Raw genomic sequence first — 22,712 nt, 5'->3', positions numbered from 1 at the left:
CGTACGGGGCGCCAGGGACGCGGCGCTACCGGTCGCCGAAGACGGTGCGGTGCCAGTCCTTCCTGACCACCGCCGTGTTGTCGTACATCACATGCTTGAGCTGCGTGTACTCGTCGAAGGAGTACGCCGACATGTCCTTGCCGAACCCGCTGGCCTTGTAGCCGCCGTGGGGCATCTCGCTGATGATCGGGATGTGGTCGTTGACCCACACGCAGCCGGCCCTGATCTCGCGCACCGCGCGGCCGGTGCGGTAGACGTCGCGGCTCCACGCGGAGGCCGCGAGACCGTACGGCGTGTCATTGGCGAGCCGGATGCCTTCGCCGTCGGAGTCGAAGGGCAGCACGACGAGGACGGGGCCGAAGACCTCGGACTGCACGATCTCGCTGTTCTGCGCGGCGTCGGTGACAAGTGTGGGGCGGTAGTAGGCGCCGTTCTTCCAGTCGCCTCCCGGCGACTCCCCACCGGTGACGACGCGGGCGTAGCCGCGGGCCCGGTCGACGAAGCCCGCGACGCGGTCGCGGTGGGCGTGGGAGATGAGCGGTCCGAGGTCGGTCGCCTCGTCGAACGGGTCACCGAGCCGGACGCTCGCCATGAGGTCGGCGACGCCGCCGACGAAGGCGTCGTACAGCGGGCGTTGGACGTAGGCCCTGGTGGCCGCCGTACAGTCCTGCCCGGCGTTGATGAGCGACGCGGCGACGGCGCCGTGGACGGCGGCCTCCAGGTCCGCGTCGTCGAAGACGAGAAAGGGCGCCTTGCCGCCGAGTTCGAGGTGGAGTCGCTTGACGGGTATGGCGGCGGTGGCGATCCCTGCGACGCGCCGCCCGACGGCGGTGGAGCCGGTGAACGACGTCATGGCGACATCCGGGTGGCCGACGAGGCGTTCGCCCGCGTCGGGGCCGGCACCGGTGACGATGTTGATCACGCCGTCGGGCAGTCCGGCCTCCTGGGCGGCGCGCGCGAACATCAGTGAGGTGAAGGGGGTGAGTTCAGCGGGCTTCAGGACGACCGTGTTCCCCGCCGCTACGGCGGGGAGGATCTTCCAGGCGGCCATCTGGAGCGGGTAGTTCCACGGTGCGACGGAGCCGACGACGCCGATCGGCTCGCGGCGTACGGAGGAGGTGTGGCCGCCGCTGTACTCACCGGCCGAGGCGCCGTCGAGGCGGCGTGCGGCGCCCGCGAAGAAGGCGGTGTTGTCGACGGTCCCGGGGACGTCGAACTCGGTGGAGAGCTTGATCGGCTTGCCGCACTGGAGTGATTCGGCGTACGCGAGGTCGTCAGCCTGGGCGGCGAGGATGCCCGCCAGGCGGTGCAGGGCGTCGGAGCGCTCACCGGGTGTGATGCCGGCCCAGTCGGGGAAGGCGTCCCGCGCGGCGGCGACGGCGGCGTCCACGTCCGTGGGGCCGGCCAGTTCGTACGTGTACACGTCCTCGCCGGTCGCCGGGTCCACGACGGCGTGCGTACGTCCCGAGGTGCCCGGCCACGACCGCCCGCCGATGAACTGCGCGCCGTCCGCGAAACGGTCCCGCACCTGGAAGCGGTTGCCCATGACGCTCTCCGATGTCCCGGCCGACGGGGCGCCGACCCTTGTACGAACTGTTGTTCCGGCTTGATTTGAGTGCAGATCCTGACAGAGCGCATTCATCTCAACAAGGGATTCCGTTGTTGCCTTTTGGTTACGCGACGGAATCGGTCGACGGTGCGCCGTATCCGAACCTGCGCCGCAGGAATGCCGGCCCCGTGCGGTGCGCACGGCCGGTTGTTGTGCGAGCCGACCGACGGGCCTTGTCAGTGGCGGCTGGCAGACTCACGGGCATGGGGATGAACACGGGGAGTTCCGTACGCACAGCAGCCGGGTTGGCCGAGCGCGTCCAAGGCGGCGAGGCGGTCAAGTATCTGCACTTCTGGGGTCACACACCACGGCAGGACGGCACGCTCGGTCCGAGCTGTCTGAGCCAGTGGTGGCCCTCTCCATTCACCGTCGACGGGGTCGAGTACGCGACGGCCGAGCACTGGATGATGGCGAGCAAGGCCCGGCTCTTCGCGGACGAGGAGGCCGAGCGGGCAGCTCTGCGGGCCGCGAATCCGGCACTCGCCAAGAAGGCAGGGCGGCTGGTACGCGACTTCGACCAGACCATCTGGGAGCGCGAGCGGTACGGAATCGTGGTGGCGGGCAGTGTCCACAAATTCGGGCAGGACGCGGCGCTGCGCACCTATCTGCTGACCACCGGCGAGCGGGTTCTCGTCGAGGCCAGCCCGATGGACCGGATCTGGGGCATCGGGCTGGCCTCGGACGACGAACGGGCGGCGGACCCGGCGCACTGGCGTGGGCTCAATCTCCTGGGGTTCGCACTCATGGAGGCACGCGATCGGCTCCGTGCGGACCGGCGGTGACGGCCGGAGCGCGCGGTACGGCGCGCTTCCCGCCCCGCCTTGAGCAATCCTTGGGTCCGGGTCCGGGTCCGGGTCCGGGTCCGGGTGCGAGGTCCGGGCCAAAGTTCAGGGCGGCAGGAAGGACCCGCAGGTCCATCGGGACCCGCAGCAGTTCTGACAGAACCCGTACTTCGGCCCCGTAGCCCTGTCGCGAGACCCGTAGCCCCGTAGACCGTAGCCGGTGGGCCTGTGGGCCTGTGGGCCTGTGGGCCTGTGGGCCTGTGGGCCTGTGGGCCTGTGGGCCTGTGGGCCTGTGGGCCTGTGGGCCTGTGGGCCTGTCGAGACCAACAGGCCTAACGGTGGGACGCGGCGCCGACGACGAGTGAGGTGGCGAACGGATCCTCCGTGTTGTCGGAGAGCTCCTCGCCCTTCACAAGCGCCCAGATCAGGAAGCCGAGGAAGGCGGCGCTGATCAAGGTGCCGATCGCACCGAGGATGATGCCCGCCAAGGCCATCCCCGCGTTGTTCGCCTCGCCCCGCTGGGCCCGTCCACGGCCCACGAACCCGAAGATCAGGGCCAGCACGCCGAGGATGATGCCGAGACCCCAGAAGCAGAAGGTCACGACGGCCAGGATCCCGAGCACGAGCGCCGTGATCCCCATGCCGTTCGACGATCCCTGCTGCCAGCCGGTCTGGCCGTAACCGGGATACGCGCCGCTGGGGTAGCCGGGATAGCCGTACCCGGAACCCGTGCCCGCCCCCGCACCGTACGAGGCGCTCTGCTCCTGGGTCCCGGGGTAGCCGTACGGCCCCGGGGTGGGCCTGGCAGGTCCTCCGGGAGCGGTCGGCGGCGGCGGTACGGCGCCCTCACCGGCGCCCGGTCCAGGCCCTGTGCCCGCGCCGGGTCTTGCGTTTCCGCCGGAGGCAGGTCCGGCGGCCGGCATCCCGGTGACCGTCGGCTGGTCGTGCACGGATCCGGCGGACGGCGGCGCCTGCGAGCCCTGTGGGGTGTGCGACTGCCCGGACGACGCCTTGTCCAGCGGTCCCCCGCGCTCCGGCGGCGCCCAGGGATCGCTCGGCTCGTAGCCACCCGACGGCTGCTCGCTCTTGTCTGACATGGGCCTCCCCCACTCGTAATTCCGTCATGCTACGGCCTCCGTACTGCGCCGAACCGGCCCGGCCTACGATGACCCCTGCCCCGGAAACCGTCCGGCAGGCAGCCCGCAGGGCGGCCCCGGCGAAGCCGCGCCTCCTGTTATCCGTACCGCCGGTACCCGCCCCGTACCGCCCCATCCCTGGAGGATCACGATGACCGATCCGAGCGCCTTCATCGCCGGTCTGCCCAAGGCCGAGCTCCACGTCCACCATGTCGGCTCCGCGTCGCCGCGCATCGTCGCCGAACTCGCGTCCCGGCACCCGGACTCCACCGTACCCACCGACCCCGGTGCGCTCGTCGACTTCTTCACGTTCACCGACTTCGGCCACTTCATCGACGTCTATCTCTCCGTTGTCGATCTGATCCGGACGCCGGAGGATGTACGGCTGCTGACCTTCGAGGTCGCCAGCGACATGGCCCGGCAGAACATCCGCTATGCCGAGCTGACGATCACACCGTTCAGTTCGACCAGCCGCGGCATCCCCGACCACGCCTTCATGGAAGCCATCGAGGACGCACGGAAGGCCGCCGAGGCCGAGCTGGGCGTCGTACTGCGCTGGATCTTCGACATCCCCGGAGAGGCAGGGCTGAAGGCGGCCGAGGAGACCACCCGGCTCGCGGTGGACCTGCGCCCCGAGGGGCTGGTCGGCTTCGGCCTGGGCGGCCCGGAGATCGGTGTGCCCAGGCCGCAGTTCAAGCCGTACTTCGACCGGGCGATCGCGGCGGGGCTGCGCTCCGTACCGCACGCCGGTGAGACGACGGGACCACAGACCGTCTGGGACGCGCTGCGTGAACTGCGCGCCGAACGCATCGGCCACGGCACCAGCTCCGTCCAGGATCCGGAGCTGCTCGCGTACCTCGCCGAGCACCGGATCCCGCTGGAGGTGTGCCCCACCTCCAACATCGCCACCCGCGCCGTCGCGGATCTCGAAGAGCATCCCATCAGGACGATGGTGTCGGCGGGCGTGCTGGTGACGGTCAACAGCGACGACCCGCCCATGTTCGGCACCGACCTGAACAAGGAGTACGGAGTCGCGGCGCGGCTGCTCGGCCTTGACGAGCGCGGTATCGCGGAACTCGCGAAGAACGGGGTCGAGGCGTCGTTCCTCGACGCGGCGGGCAAGAAGCGGCTCGCCGAGGAGATCGATACGTACACCGCCCAGTGGCTCGCGCACTGACCATGAGTGACAGCGTCATGAGCGACGGCGGCAACCGCGGCCACGGGGCGGGTACGGGGCGGGGGGTCGTCGCCGTCGGTCATCGCGGCGACCCGTACCGCGAGCGGGAGAACACCCTTCCCTCGGTCCGTTCCGCGCGGCAACGGGGCGCGGACGCGGTCGAGATCGACGTGCGGCTCACCCGCGACGGCGTACCCGTACTGCTGCACGACGCCACGTTGGCTCGGCTCTGGGGCCATGACCGGAGGCTGGCCGAGGTGACGTACGACGAGTTGCACGAGCTGACGCGCGGACAGGTACCGACCCTGCGCGACGCGCTCCTCCCGCCGCAGGACGGGGCGCACGACGACCACCGGGGGCCGGAACGGGGCCCGTACGGCGCGGGGGAAGGCCGGCTCATGATCGATCTGCCGGGGGCCACAGCGGCGTCCGTACGTACGGTCGTCGGCACCGTACGAGAGTGCGGCGCCGCGGACCGTGTGTACTACTGCGCCGGTCCGGACACCATGCTCGCCGTACGCGCCGCCGACACGCACGCCGAGATCGCGATGACATGGACGACCCTCGCACCGCCACGCCCCGCACTCCTCTCGGCGGTGCGGCCACGCTGGCTCAACTACCGCTTCGCACTGGTCAGTCGTGAGCTGGCGGACCGGAACCACAGGGACGGGCTGCTGGTCTCCGCCTGGACCGTGGACACGCGGCGCAGCATGCGCAAACTGATCGAACGCGGGGCAGATTCGATCACCACGAACCGCATCGACGTACTGTCCGGCCTGCTCCGCGGGACGCCCGGCACACCGGGAGCCATCCGCCGCTGAACAGGAACGGCTGGCTCTGAAGGTGCACGCACGTGCCGTGACGGCGCACGCGACGCCGTCGGCCCGCGGCGTACGGGGCCCTCACCGCACGGCACCCACGCGGCGTACGGGGCGGGCGTACTACGGAACGGCGCGGGCTCCGTCGGCGAACGCGCCACCTCAGCAGGGCGGGCGCTACCTTCCGCCGACGATGCGCCGCGCGACAGAGTGGGAGAACACGGTGGCGCCTGCGGCCAGCGCCAGCCCGGCCGCCACGTCGCGTGCCCGAGCGGGCCTGAGGATGCCGGCGCGCCGCAGCCTGCCCCGTGCCCAGAGCGTGAACGGCACGACGAGCAGCGGCGAGGTGACGGATCCGGGCGTGTAACCACGCACGGCCACCGCCTGGGCGATATGGACGAGCCCATGCAGGCCGAAACCATCCAGCGCACCCTGATAGAAACCGGACCGCCCGCCGGTACGCCGACCCGTCACAGCGGCGGCCGCGACGATCGTGCCCATCACTCCCACGGCCACTGCGAACTCGTGTTCGTCGACCGACCCGAGCGCGTGCCAGAGGCGCTCCGGGGCGGCAGGGAAACGCTCGCGCAGGGCGGGCAGATTCACCCGGATCCAGCCGGGCCCAGTAGCCAGTTCCTCCGCGTCGTGCACCACCCACGCGGCAAGGAGCCCCAAGGTGACGGCGGCGCCGGCATCTGTGCGGTCACTGTCTCTGCCCATCGGCCAAGTCTGCCGCAGACGTCAACCCGTATACGGGAGTTCGCCCGCTCCTCCTCCCCGTCTCCCGTCCCCCGTACGGCGCGTACGGCGCGCACGGGGGACGGACACACCACGTACAACAAGCGCCCGCGCCCTTCCGCCGCCCCGTACGCCACGCCTCACACCCGCCCCGCGCTCCCCGCCCCGTACGCCGCGTGGGACGCCCACTCCGGGCCGGTGTCCACGGTGGAAAGGATCAGCCGTCCAGCGACGTCATCACGTGCTTGATACGCGTGTAGTCGTCGAAGCCGTACGCCGAGAGGTCCTTGCCGTAACCCGACTTCTTGAAGCCTCCGTGCGGCATCTCCGCGACCAGCGGAATGTGCGTGTTGATCCACACGCAGCCGAAATCCAGAGCCTTCGACATCCGCATCGCCCGGGCGTGGTCCTTCGTCCACACGGACGAGGCCAGGGCGAACTCCACACCGTTGGCGTACTGCAGGGCCTGCGCCTCGTCCGTGAAGGACTGGACGGTGATGACCGGACCGAACACCTCGTTCTGGATGATCTCGTCGTCCTGCTTGAGGCCGGAGACGACGGTCGGGGCGTAGAAGTAGCCCTTCTCGCCGACCCGGTGGCCACCCGCCTCGACCCGCGCGTGGGCCGGCAGCCGCTCGATGAAGCCGGAGACCTGCTGAAGCTGCTGGGCGTTGTTGAGCGGCCCGTAGAGCACGTCCTCGTCGTCCGGCGCGCCCGTCTTCGTGTCGGCCGCCGCCTTCGCCAGCGCCGTCACGAACTCGTCGTGGATCGACTCGTGGACGAGAACGCGCGTAGCCGCCGTACAGTCCTGCCCCGCGTTGAAGTACCCCGCCACCGCGATGTCCTCGACGGCCTTCGCCAGGTCGACATCCTCGAAGACGACGACCGGCGCCTTGCCGCCCAGTTCCAGATGGACCCGCTTGACGTCCTTGGCCGCCGACTCGGCGACCTGCATCCCGGCCCGTACGGAGCCGGTGATGGAGGCCATCGCGGGCGTCGGGTGCTCGACCATAGCCCGGCCGCTGTCGCGGTCGCCGCAGATGACGTTGAAGACACCCTTGGGGACGATCGCACCGATGATCTCGGCCATCAGCACCGTCGACGCGGGGGTGGTGTCCGACGGCTTGAGCACGACGGTGTTGCCCGCGGCGAGCGCCGGCGCGAACTTCCATACGGCCATCATCATCGGGTAGTTCCACGGCGCGACCTGCGCGCAGACACCGACCGGCTCACGCCGCACGATGGAGGTGAAACCGTCCATGTACTCCCCGGCCGACCGGCCTTCGAGCATGCGGGCGGCGCCCGCGAAGAAACGGATCTGATCCACCATCGGCGGGATCTCTTCGGTGCGGGTGAGCTCGATCGGCTTGCCCGTGTTCTCGGACTCGGCTGCGATCAGGTCCTCCGCGCGCTCCTCGAAGGCGTCCGCGATCTTCAGCAGGACCTTCTGACGCTCGGCCGGTGTGGTGTCCCGCCAGGCCGGGAAGGCGGCGGCAGCGGCCTCCATGGCTGCGTCGACATCGGCCTTCCCCGAGAGCGGGGACGTGGCGTACGCATCGCCCGTGGTCGGGTCGATCACCTCGATGGTCCGCCCGTCAGCGGCGTCCCGGAACTCCCCGTTGATGTAGTTACGCAGCCGGCGCAGCTCGGTGGTCACTGCCACCCCTCCCTGTCAGATGTCCGATGGGTGAGACACCCACCCTAATCGCTCGATCGACGCTTTCAACAGACCTGACCCCTCACAACTTCGGATTCGGTGAGATCAGACCTCTCGAACAACGAATTTCATCGATTCGGGGTTGCGATACGGACGACTCGCGGTGCACAGTGAAACGCGTGGCCAGCCGTAGCACAGACTCCAGAAACAAATCGAAGACGGACTCCCGGACACCCCCACAGGCACACTCCGGGCCGGAGCCCAGGACCGGGAACGGCTCCTCGCCGTCGATCGACTCCGTGTCGCTCGCGATCATCGAACAGCTCCAGCAGGACGGACGCCGCCCGTACGCCGCGATCGGCAAGGCGGTCGGCCTCTCCGAGGCGGCCGTACGCCAGCGCGTCCAGAAGCTGCTCGATCAGGGAGTGATGCAGATTGTCGCGGTCACGGACCCGCTCACCGTCGGCTTCCGGCGCCAGGCAATGGTCGGCATCAATGTCGAAGGTGACCTGGAAACCGTCGCGGACGCGCTCTCGGAGATGCCGGAGTGCGAGTACGTGGTGATGACCGCGGGCTCCTTCGACCTGATGGTGGAGATCGTCTGCGAGGACGACGACCACCTGCTGGAAGTGATCAACAAGCGGATCCGCGCGCTCCCCGGCGTGCGCTCCACCGAGAGCTTCGTCTACCTGAAGCTGAAGAAGCAGACCTACATGTGGGGAACCCGATAGCCGTGAGCAAGGACCTATCCAAGACCGCGTACGACCATCTGTGGATGCACTTCACCCGCATGTCGTCGTACGAGAACGCACCCGTGCCCACCATCGTGCGGGGCGAGGGCACCTACATCTACGACGACCAGGGCAAGCGCTACCTGGACGGCCTCTCGGGGCTCTTCGTGGTCAACGCCGGCCACGGCCGGCACGAACTGGCCGAGGCCGCCTACAAGCAGGGCCAGGACCTGGGCTTCTTCCCTGTGTGGTCGTACGCCCACCCGAAGGCCGTCGAACTCGCCGAGCGGCTCGCCCACTACGCCCCCGGTGATCTCAACAAGGTCTTCTTCACCACGGGCGGCGGCGAGGCCGTCGAGACCGCCTGGAAGCTGGCCAAGCAGTACTTCAGGCTGACGGGCAAGCCGACCAAGTACAAGGTCATCTCGCGCGCCGTCGCCTACCACGGCACGCCGCAGGGCGCACTGTCCATCACCGGGCTGCCCGCCCTGAAGGCACCGTTCGAGCCGCTCGTCCCGGGCGCGCACAAGGTCGCGAACACCAACATCTACCGCGCCCCGCTGTACGGGGACGATCCGGAGGCGTTCGGACGCTGGGCGGCCGACCAGATCGAGCAGGAGATCCTCTTCGAAGGGCCCGAGACGGTCGCGGCGGTCTTCCTGGAACCGGTGCAGAACGCGGGTGGCTGCTTCCCCCCGCCGCCCGGCTACTTCCAGCGGGTCCGCGAGATCTGTGACCGGTACGACGTCCTGCTCGTCTCCGACGAGGTCATCTGTGCCTTCGGCCGACTCGGCACGATGTTCGCCTGCGACAAGTTCGACTACATACCCGACATGATCACCTGCGCCAAGGGGATGACATCCGGCTACTCCCCGATCGGCGCCTGCATCGTCTCCGACCGGCTCGCCGAGCCGTTCTACCAGGGCAACAACACGTTCCTGCACGGCTACACGTTCGGCGGTCACCCGGTCTCGGCGGCGGTCGGCCTCGCCAACCTCGACATCTTCGAGCGGGAGGGCCTCAACCAGCATGTGCTCGACAACGAGGCCGCGTTCTTCAGCACATTGAAGAAGCTCCACGACCTGCCCGTTGTGGGCGACGTCCGCGGCAACGGCTTCTTCTACGGCATCGAACTGGTGAAGGACAAGGCCACGAAGGAGACGTTCACGGACGAGGAGACGGAGCGTGTCCTGTACGGCTTCCTCTCCAAGAAGCTGTACGACAGCGGGCTGTACTGCCGCGCCGACGACCGGGGCGACCCCGTGGTGCAGCTCGCGCCGCCACTGATCTCCGACCAGTCCACGTTCGACGAGATCGAGGGCATCCTCCGGTCCGTACTCACGGAGGCGTGGACGAAGCTCTGAGCGGGCGGCACGGGGCCCGCGCGGAGCATGAGGTTCCCGCGGGGGCCCTGTCCGCCGTGCTCGCCCCGTACGGAGCCGCACAACCCGTACGGAGCCGAACAAGCGGCCGGATGTGCCCTCTTTCGGGTGAGATAGGGCTGCACCTGGGCCTGTGCTGTCCGCACTCCCCGCTCCGAAAACCTAGCGTGCCCCATGACCGATCGTCGCCGTCCTCGTTCCGCCGGACGACGGATGGCAGGGAAGCGCCGAGGCGCACCCACATCCGATCAGAACAGGAGGTGTACGCCATGGTGGCCCCGCCGGACAACGACGTGCTCTGGGCGCGTTCCCTGAACCACTCCCACAACGGATCACCCGCCCTCGACGGGATCTCGCTCGGCGTGCGCGAGGGCGAGATCCTCGCCGTGAACGGTCCACGCGGCAGCGGCAAGACGACGCTGCTCCAGTGCCTGTCGGGGCAGCTGGTCCCGCAGGAGGGCGAGGTCTGGTTCAACAGCTCGCCGGTCCACACCATGAGCCCGGTGCTGCGGGAGCGGCTGCGCCGCGACCGCTTCGGCTGGATCGGCCCCGAGCCGGCGCTCGTTCCCGAACTGACCTCGTGGGAGAACGCGGCCCTTCCCCTGCTGATGCGCGGTACGTCGCACCGTGCCGCCAAGACCGCCGCGCTGGAGTGGCTGGAGCGCCTCGATGTCGGCGCTTGCGCCCGCAAGCGGCCGTACGCCCTCTTCCGGGCCCAGCAGCAGCGCGTCGCCGTCGCGCGTGCCCTCGTCACCGAGCCCTCGGTCGTCTTCGCCGACGAGCCGACGGCGCCGCTACACCGTACGGACCGGGCACAGGTGCTGCGTACGCTGACCACTGCGGCGCGTTCGCACCAGATCACCGTTGTCCTCGCCACTCTGGACGCGGAGATCGCGACGGTCGCAGACCGCACGGTCACCCTGATCGACGGCCGGCGCGACAACTCGCCGCGATCGCCCGAGGCGGAAGGCCGGGCGGCGTGCTCGCTCTCCGTCTAGGCCGCGGCACGCACCCCGTCGTCCTGTTCCGGCGGCTGCTGGTCGTCGCGGCGTCGGCAGGGGTCGGCTTCCTGTTGCTGTGCACACTCGGCTGGGCGATGGACCACCCGGCAGGGTCGCCGATCCGGCTGGTCTGGTGTCTGATCCCGCTCGCGGCGGCGGTGCAGTTGGCCGTGGCGGTGGCGCGCGCCGAGCCGCGCACCCGCGTGCGGTCGGGGCTGTCGGCGGTGGGCCTCGGCCCGGCGCGGCTCACGGTACTCGCGGCGACGTCCACAGCGATCTCCTGCACGCTGGGCAGTTCCGTCGCGCTGCTGTTCTTCCTGCACCTGCGCGGCGATCTGACGGGCATGCCCTTCGACGGCGAAGCGGCGGAACTGCTGGCCGCGGGGCGTCCGCTGCCGCTCGGCGCGGTGTTCACCCTGCTGGGGGTCACTCCGGTCGTGGCGGTCGTGGCGACGGCTCTCGCGCTACGGCGCCGCGGATACACCGAGGCGAGGGCCGCAGGGGCCGTACAGGTCGCTCCGAGAGTCCGGGTGGCGGCGAGCGTCGGCGCCGCCAACGGTGCCTCCCTCGTGGCCGTCTCCGTCTCGGACTCACCGAACGCGGAGGGTGTCTCACCCGCCGCGGACGGCTCCGTAGTACTCACGGCCACGGCCTCCCCGGCGCCTGCGCCTGCGCCAGTGGCCGTACCGGCGCCGATGGCGGTGCCCCCGCTCGTCGTCGCGCCCTATCCCGTGACCGCGCCGAGCGGGCTGCCCTGGGGCGTCGCACTCACGGCGGTCGGCCTCGCGGTCGAGACATACGCGAGCCGGGACGGAGGCGGCTCCGCGATGCCACTGCCCGGTCAGTTCGACGGCAGCCCCACCGCGGTGCTGGCAGGCTGGGCGCTGACCGCCGTCGGCCTGGCGCTGGCAGGTCCAGGCGTGATGTACCTCTGCGGCTGGCTGCTCCAGGCCATGCGCCCCGGCGCGCTCCGTCTGCTCGCGGGACGGACTCTGATGACGGAGTCCCGAAGTATCGGCCGCCCACTGGGCGTGCTGTGCGCCGTACTGTCGGGTACGTTCGCCGCGGCGTCCCTGTACGGCCCCGCCGACGATCGCCCCTTCGGTCCGCTCACCGCTCTCGGCGCGACCCTTGTCATCGGGTGTACGGCGGCTACTGTGCTGATCGCGGCTTTGGAAGCACGGCAGGCGCGGGCATCTGTCACGGAGAACCTCCGCCTCTCGGGTACGCCGGCCTCGCTGCTGCGCACGGCGGTGGTAGTGAGGACGGCCACAGTGGTAGCGGTCTTCACGCCCTTGACCTGGGCCGTGGCGGCGCTCGCCGCGATTCCGCTGTCCAGATAGTCGAGCAGGGGCAAGGCCGACGAACACGTCGCGCCACGAGGCATGGGCTGGGCGGGGGAAGTGAGCGGCGCGAGGAAAGTGGGCGGCGAAGGCATCTCAGGCGTGCCCCGGTGGCAGGCGGGCCCCTGCCACCGGGCCCGGTTCGCGGGCGCGAGGCCGCCCGCCGCGGCGTACGGTGCGGCCGAGCGCCCTCTCGACGCCGCCCCGTACTGCGCGCAGGGATCCCACGGCGCGTCACGCTCCCGCCCCGTCCCATCGCACGGCACCGACTCGCTCGGCTCGCCTCGGCAGCCATGTCACCGGCTCCCGGACCGGGCTGGGACGGATCCCCTATCGTGAGCCCATGTCGAACGACGAGCAGCCCGCCGCGTACCGCCAGGACCGCGAGATCGAGTCCCTCGACGAGTTCGACCGCACCGTGCAGTCCGCGGGGACGCTCCGCGGATACCGTGTGCAGTCCGTCGATCTGACGGCCCGTACGCCGGAGCTTCTCCGTACCGACACCACCGATGCAGTCTTCCTCGGCTGCCCGATGGAGCCCGACGCCGCGGAGAAGGTGCGCGCCAACGGTGCCATGGTCTTCCCACCCGTGCCCAACCTGCCGTTCGATCCCTATCGAGGGTTCCTGTACTCCCCCGAACAGCTCTTCGAGGGCCTCACGGAGGGCGGCTACGAGGCCACACCCGACGCGCGTGCCTATGCCTGGTTCCAGCGGACCAAGGCCGACGGCGACATATTCGCCTCCATGCTGCGCTCGGTGCACGACGACGCGATCTCGGACGCCCTGGACGAACTGGTCGCCGGCGCGCGCGTCGTCGGCGTCATGGGAGGCCACGCCATGGCGCGGGGCACCGACGCGTATGCCGGCGCGGCGCGCTTGGGCCGCGCCCTCACCCGTACGGGACTGACCGTGGCCACCGGTGGCGGCCCGGGCGCCATGGAGGCCGCGAACCTCGGCGCGTACGCCGCCTCACACCCGGACGAGATGCTGGACAAGGCCCTCGAAGTGCTCTCCGAGGTGCCGTCGTTCGCTCCCTCCGTCTCGGCGTGGGCACGGGCCGCCTTCGACGTCAGGTCGCGCTGGCCGAAGGGCGAGGACTCCATCGGCATCCCCACCTGGTTCTACGGACACGAGCCGCCGAACGCCTTCGCGGGCCACATCGCGAAGTACTTCGCCAACGCGACCCGGGAGGACGGCCTGCTGGCCCGTTCCAACGCGGGTGTGGTGTTCCTGCCCGGCGCGGCGGGCACCGTCCAGGAGATCTTCGACAACGCGACGCCGAACTACTACGAGTCGCGCGGCGAACCGACCCCGATGGTCCTGGTCGACCGCGCCCACTGGACCGAGCGGTTCCCGACGTGGCCGCTGCTCCAAGCACTGGCGAAGGAACGCCCGATGGAGGCTCGGATCGCCCTCGTCGACTCGGTGGACGAGGCCCCCGCGGCGCTCGCCAGGCTCTCCGCGAGCTGAGGGCAGGGCGCCGCCCGTTCACCCCAGGAAGGCGGCAAGCCGCTCGTACGAACGATCCCAGTCCCACTCCGTACGGACCCAGTCGCGGCCCTTCCGTCCCATCTCACGGGCGGTTTCGCGGTCGCGGAGCAGTCGTACGAGCCGGTCGGCCACTACGTCGACGCGACGGCCGTCCACGACGTGTCCCGTCTCGCCGTCGCGCACCGCGTCGGGCGCGCCGCCCGAGTCTCCGGCGAGCACCGGCAGTCCCGCCGCAGCGGCCTCCAGGTAGACGATGCCCAGGCCCTCGACTTCCAGGCCGCCCTTTCGTGTGCGGCAGGGCATGGCGAAGACATCGGCCGCGGCGTAGAAGCGCGGCATCGCGCCGTGGGGGTGCCCGCCGGCGAAGACGACATAGTCCTGCATCCCCTCCGCCGCCGCGGTACGGCGCAGCGCGCGCTCATAGGGACCCGACCCGACCAGTAGCAGTCGGGTCCCCGGCACTGCTGCGCGCACGCGGGGCAGTGCCTGAATCAGTGTGTCCTGGCCTTTGCGCGCGACGAGCCGCGCGGCGCACAGCACTACGGGCCGGTCGCCCAGTCCGTACCGCTCCCGGAGCGCGTCGCGCTCCCCCGCAGCGGCGCGGGGGTGGAAGGCGGCGGCGTCCACGCCCGGCACGAGGCGCTCCAACCGGGCCGTTCGCCCGGCTGCCGTGACCTTCGGGGCTCCAGGGCCGGGCGTCCCTGGAAAGCGGCCGTGGCCTAGCGCCGCGGCGATCGGCTCGCGGGTGCTCGGACCGAGGTACGTGAGGGTGTCGACGCTCTCGCCGATGCGCCGCAACAGCCCTCGCGCGCCCGGTGTCCAAGCCCACCACACCTCGTGGCCGTGGGTTGTGGCAACCAGTCGCCGTATCCCCGCCTCACGCCGCAGCCGCTGCGCCATCAGTCCCAAGGGCGCGGCGGCGCCGAACCACACGCGATCGCAGTCGTACCGCCGAGCGAGCCGTACGGCGCGGGACGTGGCGCGCGGCGTCGGGAGCAGCATTCCAGCCCGGTCACGGACGACGGGATAGGGCAGCGCGGCGTCGTACGCGGCCCCTCCAGGCTCCGACGAGGTGAACACCACCACTTCGTCCGTGGGACAGCGGTCCGTCATCGCTTGGACGAAGGTTTCGATGCCGCCCTGCCGGGGCGGGAAGTCGTTGGTGATGACGAGCGTACGAGGCATGAGGACCCATTCCTCTGTGGAGCGCGGCGCGCAGGACGGGGCCCGGGAAACAGGCCACCAGCACCAGCGGATGGACGAGATAGCCGAACCGGGTCGTCGGCATGAACGCGATGGCGAGGGTGAGCCCCAGCGCGAGGCGTCGGGCCGCCGCGTCGACGGTGTGCGGTGGGCGCGTCACCAGCGACACGGCGAGCAGAACGGCACTGACCGCGAGCAGCACCATGGCGACGACGGTGCCGCCCGGCGCGTGATCGGCCAGCAGCCGGCCGGGAAACGGTGTGGCGGCGGGCGACGCGGTTGCGGTGAGACCCATGGGAAAGGAGATGACGTTCCGCCGGAACCCATCACCGTCGATGAGAGCGACGGGCGTGACCACGGCCCCGCAGACCGCGAGTGCCAGGCCCCCGCAGGTCAGTGCGCGCCGTGGGCCGCCCCGTACGGCGAGCAGCGTGACGGCCACGGGCAGCGCGGGCCAGGCGGTCCACTTGAGCGCGGCAGCCGCCCCGAGAACCAACCCTGCGCGGCCTGCCCGGCCCTGACCGGCGAGTGCCAGGCCCAGGCACATCAGTCCGGTGACCGGCAGGTCGGCGCTGCCGACGGCCAGAGGCAGCGCCACCAGAGGGCAGGCGGCTATAGCCACCACCATCGGCCCGCGGCGTACGGCGCAGCCCAGAGCCGCGAGAAAGGCGGCCCCGAGCCACCAGCGCACATCCCCTGGGAGGGCTCCGAACAGGGCCATGCCGGGCAGATACGGGTTGTAGTCGGCGAGTTCGCGGGGCTCCGGCACATACGGGTTACCGGTGGCCGTCAGCAGTTCCCCGGAGCGCCGCACGACGTCGGTCTCCAACTGTGCTCGGTCCGTGGCGACAAGGAGGAGAAGCGGCAGTGCCACCGCTCCGGTCGCCGCTACGACGGCGGGTGATATCCGCGCGGCCGGGCGCCCTGCGACCAGCGCGGCTGCCCCGTATCCGAGCGCCGCGGTGATGCCCCACACCCGGTGCGGAGCGGGACCGGAAACCATGCCGAAGATCAGCGCCACCACGCCGCAAGCCGCCGGACCCCGCACGCCGGGACGCACGCCTCGTACGCCAGGACGTACGCCCCGTACGCCGCGACGTACACGCGCCGCGAGGTCCGTTCGCGTCGCCGTCGGCCGGGCCGTCGTCTCATCGCCGGTCATCCTCTCCGCCCCCTCTCCCACCGTGATCAGGAGGCTAGGAAAGGCCGGGCCGCGGTACGTCAACCGTGGCTCCGGTCCTGAAGGTCAATCCGTGGCACGAGGAGCGTGCGGCGTATCAACCCGTGCTCCGACGCGCCGTTCCGCCTCGTGCCGAAGAATCGGCGGCATGAGCGACCATCTCCGGATCCCGTATGTCACGGAAGAACCGCCGGCCACAGGGGCCCTGCGGGCAGGGCTGCGCCGTACGGTGGGCTCCGCCGCCTATCCCTGGGTCACCGGCGCCGTGTTGACGGGGTGCGCGGCGGTGGAGCTGTGGGTGCTGCCCAACGGTCCGACGGTCTCGACCGGGACGACGATCTCCGCAGGGGTGCTGGTCTCCACTGCGACCCTCATGTGGCGCAGGGCACTGCCCGCGGTAGCGATCGTGACCGTGGCGTCGTCTCTGATCAGCTTTGCCGCGAGCGCCCATTCCAATGTCGCCTATACGACGCTGGCGGCTTTCCTGATCGGCTGCTACACCCTCGGCCGGCAACGGGTCCAGCACCCCGTGCTGATCGTCGGGGGCGGAACACTGGCGGCCCTCGCGGTGAATCTGCTCCATATCCGCACCTGGCAGAGCACCGCCCCCGGTGTCATCCCGGCGGTGCGGTCCGACGGCCCGCTCTCCGCCGCGCTCGCTTCCGGTCTCTCTCCCGGTCTGTTCGCCGAGACCTTTGTGGTGACGGCGACCATCCTGGGGGCCGTCAGCGCCGGTGACGCCGTACGCGCCAGGGAGGAGACCCGGCGCGAACGGACCTTCGCGCACGAGCGGCTCATCGCGATGGAACGCCGCCGCGCCGCGGAGGCCGAGCGCGCCGCGATCGCCCGTGAACTGCACGACGTGGTCTCCCACTCGGTCTCGATGATCGCGGTGCAGGCGGAGAGCGCTTCGTACACCACACCGGGGCTCTCTCCTCAAGCCCGGACCGCTTTCCAGGACATCGCGGGGACGGCACGCACCTCGATGGCGGAACTGCGCCGACTGCTCGGTGTGCTGCGTACCCGTCCCGAGGGACAGGCGGCGACCGCCCCGCAGCCGACACTCGACCGGCTGGACGAACTGCTGGAGCAGCACCGTGCGGTGGGCGGCGAGGCGGACCTGCGTGTCACCGGCGCGCGGGGGCACGCCGCTGAACGGGGCGGCCTGCCGGCCTCCTGGGAATTGTCGGCGTATCGCATCGTGCAGGAAGCACTGACCAACGCGCGGCGGCACGCGCCCGGCGCCCGTACGCTGGTCGAAATCGGTTATCTCGCCGACCGGCTGTCGATCCGGGTCAGCGACGACGGCCCCGGTCCCGCCGCGGGCCGTTCCCGAGGGCATGGCCTGGTGGGGATGGAGGAGCGCGCCGCGCTGCTGGGCGGGCGGCTCACGGCCGGGCCAGGGCCTGACGGCGGCTTTCTCGTGGAGGCGGAACTCCCTTGGTGATCAGAGCGATCGTGGCGGACGACCAGACGGTCGTACGGACCGGATTCGTCAATCTGTTGGCCACGCAGGGCGACATCTCCGTCGTGGGCGAGGCCGCGGACGGGGCGGAAGCGGTGCGTGTCGCCGCCGAGCACCGCCCCGACCTGGCGCTGCTCGACATCCGGATGCCACGCAAGAACGGCATCGAAGCGGCCCGGGAGATCCTCTCCGCCTCCGGCGGCGCGACGAAGGTCCTCATGCTGACCACGTTCGACCTCGACGAGTACGTGTACGACGCGCTGGCGGCCGGGGCAGGAGGTTTCCTCCTCAAGGACGCCACGTTTCCCGAACTGCTGCATGCCGTAAGGATCGTGGCGCGGGGGGACGCGCTGCTCGCTCCGGAGGTCACCAAACGACTGATAGCGGAGTTCGCACGCCAGCGGCCCCCTGTCCTGCCGGTACGCACGCTGGACGGGCTGACGGCGCGCGAGGCCGAGGTCCTCGTGCTGATCGCCCGTGGTCTCTCCAACGCCGAGATCGCCGGACGGCTCACCATCTCGGATCACACGGTCAAAACACACATCAACCGTCTGTTCGCGAAGATGCGGCTGCGGGACCGGGCTCAGGCGGTGATCCTGGCCTACGAACTCGGCCTGGTGCGGGCGGGCACGTCCGCGGCTCCGCCCACGGTGCGTCGGCCTGGCCTGTGAGGTGGCCGACGCCGCGGACCCGCGGCAGGCCTTCACGCCCCGCGCCCCGTACGGGGCGCGCCTGCTCTACGCGTGGATCCCTGGTACGGAGCACTTCCCCGGTACGGAGCGCTCCTGCGGTACGGGGTGCTCCTCCCGCCCTTCCAGGACCACCACATCCTCGCGGGTGAAGACGACCCCCACCGTCGCGCCCTCCTCGGGAGCTGCGTGCAGCCCGCACTCGGCTTCCAGGACGGGTCCGTCCCCGCGCCGTTCGGGGCGCAGCAGTACGGCGACGCGGCTGCCCCGGAAGGTACGGGCCTCGACAGTGCAGCGCAGGCCCTGCGCCGCGTCGACCAGTCGTACCCCGGCCGGGCGCACCAGCAGCAGCCGTTCTCCCCGCGCGGATCCGTCCGGCACAGGGATCCTGCCCCACGCCGTGTCCGCGGTCCCGTCGCCCACGGTCGCGTTCACGATGTTGTCGAAGCCGAGGAACCGCGCCACGAACGCGGAGGCGGGCCGCTGCCAGACCTCCAGTGGCGTGCCGCTCTGCGCAATACAACCGTCGCGCATCACCACGACGCGGTCGGCGAGAGCGAATGCCTCTCCCTGGTCATGAGTCACGGCGAGTACGGTCGTCCCCAGCCGTCCGAAGAGGCCACGCAGTTCGACGACGAGACGCTCGCGCAGGCTCCGGTCCAACTGGCCGAGCGGCTCGTCCAGCATCAACAGCCGCGGCCGCGGCGCGAGCGCCCGGGCCAGGGCGACCCGTTGCTGTTCGCCTCCGGAGAGTTCCGCGACGGCCCGGCGTCCGGCCCCTGGCAGGCCCACGAGTTCGAGCAGTTCCTCTACCCGCCGGGCCTGCTCGTCGCGTGACGCGCCGCGCATCCGCAGGCCGAAGGCGATGTTGCCCGCCACGTCGCGCTGCGGGAAGAGCTGGTGGTCCTGGAACATCAGGCCGACGCCACGCCGGTGCACCGGCACGCCGGTCTGGTCGGCACCGTCGAGGGACACTCGCCCGCCGTCCGGTGCCTGGAGACCGGCCACGACGCGCAGCAGGGTCGACTTGCCGCTGCCGCTCGGCCCGAGAACGCAGACGATCTCGTGTTCGGCGATCTCCAGATCGACCGCGTCGAGCGCGGCGTGCGCCGCGTTGCCGAACCGTACCGTGACGTCCGACAGGGTCAGCAGGGACATCAGAACTCTCCCGAGCGGTCGGTACGGATACGTTCCAGCACCAGCAGCGACACGGCGCACACCACCATCAGGACCGTGGACAGAGCCATCGCCTGCCCGTAGTTGAGCTCGCCGGGCCGGCCCAGCAGTCGCGCCACGGCCACCGGGAGTGTCGGCCGGTCGGGGCGCGCGATGAAGACCGTCGCGCCGAACTCACCGAGCGAGACGGCGAAGGCGAACCCTGCCGCCACGAGCGTGGCCCGCCGTACCAACGGCAGATCGACCTCGCGCCAGACCCGCAGCGGGGACGCTCCGAGGACGGCCGCAGCCTCGCGCAGCCGCCCGTCGACCGCACGGAGCACCGGCAGCATGGTCCGTACGACGAAGGGAACGCCCACCAGCGCCTGGGCGAGCGGCACGAGGATCCAGGAGGCCCGCAGATCCAGCGGCGGCTTGTCGAGCGTGATCAGGAAGCCGAAGCCGACGGTCACGGCGGAGACGCCGAGCGGCAGCATCAGCAGCGCGTCGAAGCCCCGTACGAGGCGTCCGGCGCGGCGTGTCAGCGCCGCTGCGGCCAGACCGCCGATCACCACCGCGATGGCCGTGGCGACCAGCGCGTACCGCAGCGAGTTCCAGATGGCCTCCAGCGGCGGCACGAGGAAGCTGCCGCCGCTCGCGTCCACCGAGGCGAGCGCCCAGTAGTAGGCAAAGCCGTAGCCGCCGGGGCCGTCGAGGGAGCGCTCGACGAGCACCCCCAGCGGCAGCAGGATCAGCAGCGCGACGGTCACGAGTACGCCGCCCAGCAGCGCCCACTGCCCGGTACCGCGCGGTCGGCGCGCGGTCTGCTCGGGGTCGACGAGCCTGAGGGCGGTCTCCCGCCTCCGTACGGTCCCGGCGTGTACGGCGAGGATCGCGCCGACCGCCGCGAACTGCACCAGCGTCAGCACGGCGGCGGTGGGCAGGTCGAGGAGTTGCGCGGTCTGCCGGTAGATCTCGACCTCAAGGGTGGCAAAGCCGGGGCCACCGAGAATCTGCACGACGCCGAAAGAGGTGAACGTGAAAAGGAAGACCATCAGCGCGGCGGCCGCGACGGCGGGAGCGAGCGCGGGCAGCGTCACGCGCCACCACGCCGCGAGACGCCCGGCGCCCAGTACGCGCGCAGCCTCCTCCTGGCGGGGGTCGAGTTGCGACCACAGGCCGCCCACGGTGCGTACGACCACCGCGTAGTTGAAGAAGACATGAGCGAGCAGGATCGCCCACACAGTGGTGTCGAGCCGTACGCCCCACAGTTCGTCGAGGAGTCCACCGCGTCCGAGCAGCGCCAGAAAGGCGGTGCCGACGACGACAGTGGGCAGCACGAACGGCACGGTGACCACGGCGCGCAGAAGCTGCTTGCCCGGGAAAGCGAAGCGCGCGAAGACATAGGCACCCGGCAGGGCGATCAGCAGGGTGAGCACGGTGGAGGCGAGCGCCTGCCAGGTGGTGAACCACAGGACGCCGAGGATGTCGGGGCGGCTCAGTACGGCGCCGACGCGGCCGAGCTGCCACGCGCTGCCCGTCGTGAGGCCGCGCCCGACAATCGCGACCACGGGGTAGGCGAAGAACACGCCGAAGAAGGCGAAAGGCCCGGCCATGAGTGCGAGGTGTACGGCGCCCCCGTGCCCACGCCGCAGCCCCCACCGCTCCCGGCACCGCGAAGGGGTCAACAGGCTGCCCCACAGGCCGCTCCGTACGTCGCCCTGTTCGCCCCCCCGTCGTCGCGGGACGCCCCGCCGGGTCCGGCCTTCCTCCACGGCCCGGCCCTCGTCCTCGGCGGTTACTTCACTACGAGTGAGGACCACGACTGGATCCACTGCTCACGGTTGGCGGCGATCCGGTCGGGCGCCACGGTCTCGGGCCGGTCGACCGTCGCGCCGAATTTCGTGAAGAGATCGGGCAGCGCGACGCCCTTGACCACCGGATTGACAAACATGTTCAGCGGCATGTCCGCCTGGAACTTCTCACTGATCAGGAAGTCCAGCAGCGCCTTGCCACCGGCCTCGTTCTTCGCGCCGTCGAGCAGCCCGGCGAACTCGGTCTGCCGGAAGCAGGTCCCGGTGGAGACCCCCGTCGGAGCCTGCTGGGGCTGCGGCTTCGCGTACAGCACCTCGACGGGCGGGCTGGAGGCGTACGAGACGACCAAAGGCCGGTCCCCCTTGGCCTTCTCGCCGCCCGCGGAGCCGGAGAAGCTCTCGTTGTACGCCTGCTCCCAGCCGTCGACGACCTGGACTCCGTTGGCCTTGAGCTTCTTCCAGTAGTCCTGCCAGCCATCGTCCCCGTAGCGCGCGACGGTGCCCAGGAGGAAGCCGAGACCGGGCGAGGACGTCGCGGCGTTCTCGGTGACGAGGAGGTTCTTGTACTGGGGCTTGATCAGGTCGTCGAAAGACTGCGGCGGCGCGAGCCTCTTGTCCGCGAAGTACTTTTTGTCATAGTTGACGCAGATATCACCGGTGTCGACCGGTGTCACCCGGTGCTTCTCCTTGTCGAGCCGCGCGCTCGCGTCGACGCGATCCAGGCCCTTCGCCTCGTACGGCGTGAACAGGCCATTGTCGAGTGCGCGGGAGAGCAGAGTGTTGTCGACCCCGAAGAAAACGTCGCCCTGGGGCGATCCCTTGGTGAGGATCTCCTTGTTGAGCGCTTCGCCGGCGTCACCGCTCTTCAGGACCTTGACGGTGTAGCCGGTCTCCTTGGTGAACTCTTTCAGCACCGCGGGGGAGGCGTTGAACGAGTCGTGGCTGACAAGGGTGACGGTCTTGGACTTCGTACCGCCGCTCCCCTCGTCACCGGACGACGCGGAGCCGTCGGAGCCGCCGCACGCGGCAAGGGTGGCGACGCCGATCGCCGCGGCGATCGCGGCGGACGCCGCGCTTCTGACGCCGGTACGGGTACGCATGGTGCCCACTGGTTTTCCTCCTGGGATGTCCAGGAGAAGACGCGGCCCCGCCCGGGGCGGGCCGTTGGCACGGACCGGCCCCCGGGCAGGGCGCAACAGCTTGAGTGATGTCCGAACTTCCTACCCAGAATGACCTGGGCAAGGTTCAGAGGGTCTGCGACCGCTGCCCGTTCTCACGGACATGTGCCGCACTCTCAGCGCTGTGGCGCTCCCCTGTCGGAAAATATGCAATATGTTTCG

Annotated in this window: 19 protein-coding genes and 1 riboswitch; of the genes, 10 read left to right on the top strand and 9 right to left on the bottom strand. The window is 70.5% G+C overall.

Features of this window, described 5'->3' with window-relative positions; translation table 11 throughout:
- Positions 1-25: 25 nt before the first annotated feature.
- Entirely contained in the window at positions 26-1,546 is a 1,521-nt protein-coding gene (locus AB0P17_RS25050) for a gamma-aminobutyraldehyde dehydrogenase (protein ID WP_365814142.1), read from the bottom strand.
- A 272-nt stretch (positions 1,547-1,818) separates the two neighbouring features.
- Between AB0P17_RS25050 and AB0P17_RS25045 the strand changes: the two genes are divergently transcribed.
- Positions 1,819-2,391 (top strand): NADAR family protein, encoded by a 573-nt coding sequence (locus AB0P17_RS25045; protein WP_365814181.1) that lies wholly within the window; start codon positions 1,819-1,821, stop codon positions 2,389-2,391.
- Between the two features lie 332 nt (positions 2,392-2,723).
- Here AB0P17_RS25045 and AB0P17_RS25040 read toward each other — a convergent pair whose 3' ends face one another.
- The gene (locus tag AB0P17_RS25040; RefSeq protein WP_365814140.1) at positions 2,724-3,488 is read right to left on the bottom strand and encodes a DUF4190 domain-containing protein; all 765 of its coding nucleotides are present in this window, start codon (positions 3,486-3,488) and stop codon (positions 2,724-2,726) included.
- Between the two features lie 190 nt (positions 3,489-3,678).
- On the opposite strand from AB0P17_RS25040, the gene AB0P17_RS25035 reads away from it, so the two are divergent.
- Together AB0P17_RS25035 and AB0P17_RS25030 are read left to right on the top strand one after the other, a co-directional pair.
- Complete coding sequence (locus AB0P17_RS25035) at positions 3,679-4,704, top strand: adenosine deaminase (protein ID WP_365814139.1); 1,026 nt, start codon at positions 3,679-3,681, stop codon at positions 4,702-4,704.
- Between the two features lie 17 nt (positions 4,705-4,721).
- Positions 4,722-5,525 (top strand): glycerophosphodiester phosphodiesterase, encoded by an 804-nt coding sequence (locus AB0P17_RS25030; protein ID WP_365814180.1) that lies wholly within the window; start codon positions 4,722-4,724, stop codon positions 5,523-5,525.
- Positions 5,526-5,699: 174 nt separating this feature from the next.
- Here AB0P17_RS25030 and AB0P17_RS25025 read toward each other — a convergent pair whose 3' ends face one another.
- Both AB0P17_RS25025 and AB0P17_RS25020 read right to left on the bottom strand, forming a co-directional pair.
- Positions 5,700-6,242, bottom strand: a complete 543-nt coding sequence (locus AB0P17_RS25025; protein WP_365814138.1) for an HXXEE domain-containing protein — start codon at positions 6,240-6,242, stop codon at positions 5,700-5,702.
- 235 nt (positions 6,243-6,477) lie between these two features.
- The gene (locus AB0P17_RS25020) at positions 6,478-7,917 is read right to left on the bottom strand and encodes a gamma-aminobutyraldehyde dehydrogenase (protein WP_365814136.1); all 1,440 of its coding nucleotides are present in this window, start codon (positions 7,915-7,917) and stop codon (positions 6,478-6,480) included.
- A 290-nt stretch (positions 7,918-8,207) separates the two neighbouring features.
- Here AB0P17_RS25020 and AB0P17_RS25015 point away from each other — a divergent pair, with 290 nt between their 5' ends.
- From AB0P17_RS25015 to AB0P17_RS24995, 5 genes are all read left to right on the top strand, one after another.
- Positions 8,208-8,648 carry an Lrp/AsnC family transcriptional regulator gene (locus AB0P17_RS25015; RefSeq protein ID WP_365814179.1) on the top strand — a complete coding sequence of 147 codons (441 nt, stop codon included), beginning with the start codon at positions 8,208-8,210 and terminating at the stop codon, positions 8,646-8,648.
- Positions 8,633-10,012, top strand: coding sequence for an aspartate aminotransferase family protein (locus AB0P17_RS25010; RefSeq protein ID WP_365814135.1), 1,380 nt, complete (start codon positions 8,633-8,635; stop codon positions 10,010-10,012). Before AB0P17_RS25015 ends, AB0P17_RS25010 begins: the two co-directional genes overlap by 16 nt.
- 287 nt (positions 10,013-10,299) lie before the next feature.
- Positions 10,300-11,028, top strand: coding sequence for an ATP-binding cassette domain-containing protein (locus tag AB0P17_RS25005; protein ID WP_365814134.1), 729 nt, complete (start codon positions 10,300-10,302; stop codon positions 11,026-11,028).
- Entirely contained in the window at positions 11,010-12,374 is a 1,365-nt protein-coding gene (locus AB0P17_RS25000; RefSeq protein WP_365814133.1) for a hypothetical protein, read from the top strand. The genes AB0P17_RS25005 and AB0P17_RS25000 overlap by 19 nt, the downstream gene beginning before the upstream one ends.
- A 343-nt stretch (positions 12,375-12,717) precedes the next feature.
- A complete protein-coding gene (locus AB0P17_RS24995) occupies positions 12,718-13,845 on the top strand; it encodes a Rossmann fold nucleotide-binding protein (protein ID WP_365814132.1) in 1,128 nt (375 codons plus the stop codon).
- Positions 13,846-13,863: 18 nt separating this feature from the next.
- On the opposite strand, the gene AB0P17_RS24990 is transcribed toward AB0P17_RS24995, so the two are convergent.
- Together AB0P17_RS24990 and AB0P17_RS24985 are read right to left on the bottom strand one after the other, a co-directional pair.
- On the bottom strand, positions 13,864-14,946 hold the full coding sequence (locus AB0P17_RS24990) for a glycosyltransferase family 4 protein (protein ID WP_365814131.1): 1,083 nt from the start codon (positions 14,944-14,946) through the stop codon (positions 13,864-13,866).
- Positions 14,879-16,072, bottom strand: coding sequence for a hypothetical protein (locus tag AB0P17_RS24985; protein ID WP_365814178.1), 1,194 nt, complete (start codon positions 16,070-16,072; stop codon positions 14,879-14,881). The genes AB0P17_RS24990 and AB0P17_RS24985 overlap by 68 nt, the downstream gene beginning before the upstream one ends.
- A 325-nt stretch (positions 16,073-16,397) precedes the next feature.
- Here AB0P17_RS24985 and AB0P17_RS24980 point away from each other — a divergent pair, with 325 nt between their 5' ends.
- On the top strand, positions 16,398-17,696 hold the full coding sequence (locus AB0P17_RS24980; RefSeq protein ID WP_365814130.1) for a histidine kinase: 1,299 nt from the start codon (positions 16,398-16,400) through the stop codon (positions 17,694-17,696).
- Positions 17,690-18,385, top strand: a complete 696-nt coding sequence (locus tag AB0P17_RS24975; protein WP_365814129.1) for a response regulator transcription factor — start codon at positions 17,690-17,692, stop codon at positions 18,383-18,385. The genes AB0P17_RS24980 and AB0P17_RS24975 overlap by 7 nt, the downstream gene beginning before the upstream one ends.
- Before the next feature lie 66 nt (positions 18,386-18,451).
- Here AB0P17_RS24975 and AB0P17_RS24970 read toward each other — a convergent pair whose 3' ends face one another.
- From AB0P17_RS24970 to AB0P17_RS24960, 3 genes are all read right to left on the bottom strand, one after another.
- On the bottom strand, positions 18,452-19,561 hold the full coding sequence (locus AB0P17_RS24970) for an ABC transporter ATP-binding protein (RefSeq protein ID WP_365814128.1): 1,110 nt from the start codon (positions 19,559-19,561) through the stop codon (positions 18,452-18,454).
- Positions 19,561-21,174 (bottom strand): iron ABC transporter permease, encoded by a 1,614-nt coding sequence (locus AB0P17_RS24965; RefSeq protein WP_365814127.1) that lies wholly within the window; start codon positions 21,172-21,174, stop codon positions 19,561-19,563. Before AB0P17_RS24965 ends, AB0P17_RS24970 begins: the two co-directional genes overlap by 1 nt.
- A gap of 182 nt (positions 21,175-21,356) precedes the next feature.
- The gene (locus tag AB0P17_RS24960) at positions 21,357-22,472 is read right to left on the bottom strand and encodes a thiamine ABC transporter substrate-binding protein (protein WP_365814177.1); all 1,116 of its coding nucleotides are present in this window, start codon (positions 22,470-22,472) and stop codon (positions 21,357-21,359) included.
- Between the two features lie 99 nt (positions 22,473-22,571).
- A riboswitch (TPP riboswitch) is annotated at positions 22,572-22,697 on the bottom strand.
- Positions 22,698-22,712 lie beyond the last annotated feature (15 nt).

It is taken from the genome of Streptomyces sp. NPDC088124, assembly GCF_040685895.1.
Classification (GTDB): domain Bacteria; phylum Actinomycetota; class Actinomycetes; order Streptomycetales; family Streptomycetaceae; genus Streptomyces.
The sequence above is the reverse complement of the archived record's forward strand: the minus strand, read 5'-3'. Positions and strand labels throughout refer to the sequence as shown.

Bases quoted from the DNA above. Each gene is read 5' to 3' on its own strand.
- AB0P17_RS25050 (WP_365814142.1), bottom strand. From the start codon at position 1,546: ATGGGCAACCGCTTCCAGGTGCGGGACCGTTTCGCGGACGGCGCGCAG.
- AB0P17_RS25045 (WP_365814181.1), top strand. From the start codon at position 1,819: ATGAACACGGGGAGTTCCGTACGCACAGCAGCCGGGTTGGCCGAGCGC.
- AB0P17_RS25040 (WP_365814140.1), bottom strand. From the start codon at position 3,488: ATGTCAGACAAGAGCGAGCAGCCGTCGGGTGGCTACGAGCCGAGCGAT.
- AB0P17_RS25035 (WP_365814139.1), top strand. From the start codon at position 3,679: ATGACCGATCCGAGCGCCTTCATCGCCGGTCTGCCCAAGGCCGAGCTC.
- AB0P17_RS25030 (WP_365814180.1), top strand. From the start codon at position 4,722: ATGAGCGACGGCGGCAACCGCGGCCACGGGGCGGGTACGGGGCGGGGG.
- AB0P17_RS25025 (WP_365814138.1), bottom strand. From the start codon at position 6,242: ATGGGCAGAGACAGTGACCGCACAGATGCCGGCGCCGCCGTCACCTTG.
- AB0P17_RS25005 (WP_365814134.1), top strand. From the start codon at position 10,300: ATGGTGGCCCCGCCGGACAACGACGTGCTCTGGGCGCGTTCCCTGAAC.
- AB0P17_RS24995 (WP_365814132.1), top strand. From the start codon at position 12,718: ATGTCGAACGACGAGCAGCCCGCCGCGTACCGCCAGGACCGCGAGATC.
- AB0P17_RS24985 (WP_365814178.1), bottom strand. From the start codon at position 16,072: ATGGTTTCCGGTCCCGCTCCGCACCGGGTGTGGGGCATCACCGCGGCG.
- AB0P17_RS24980 (WP_365814130.1), top strand. From the start codon at position 16,398: ATGAGCGACCATCTCCGGATCCCGTATGTCACGGAAGAACCGCCGGCC.
- AB0P17_RS24970 (WP_365814128.1), bottom strand. From the start codon at position 19,561: ATGTCCCTGCTGACCCTGTCGGACGTCACGGTACGGTTCGGCAACGCG.
- AB0P17_RS24965 (WP_365814127.1), bottom strand. From the start codon at position 21,174: ATGGCCGGGCCTTTCGCCTTCTTCGGCGTGTTCTTCGCCTACCCCGTG.
- AB0P17_RS24960 (WP_365814177.1), bottom strand. From the start codon at position 22,472: ATGCGTACCCGTACCGGCGTCAGAAGCGCGGCGTCCGCCGCGATCGCC.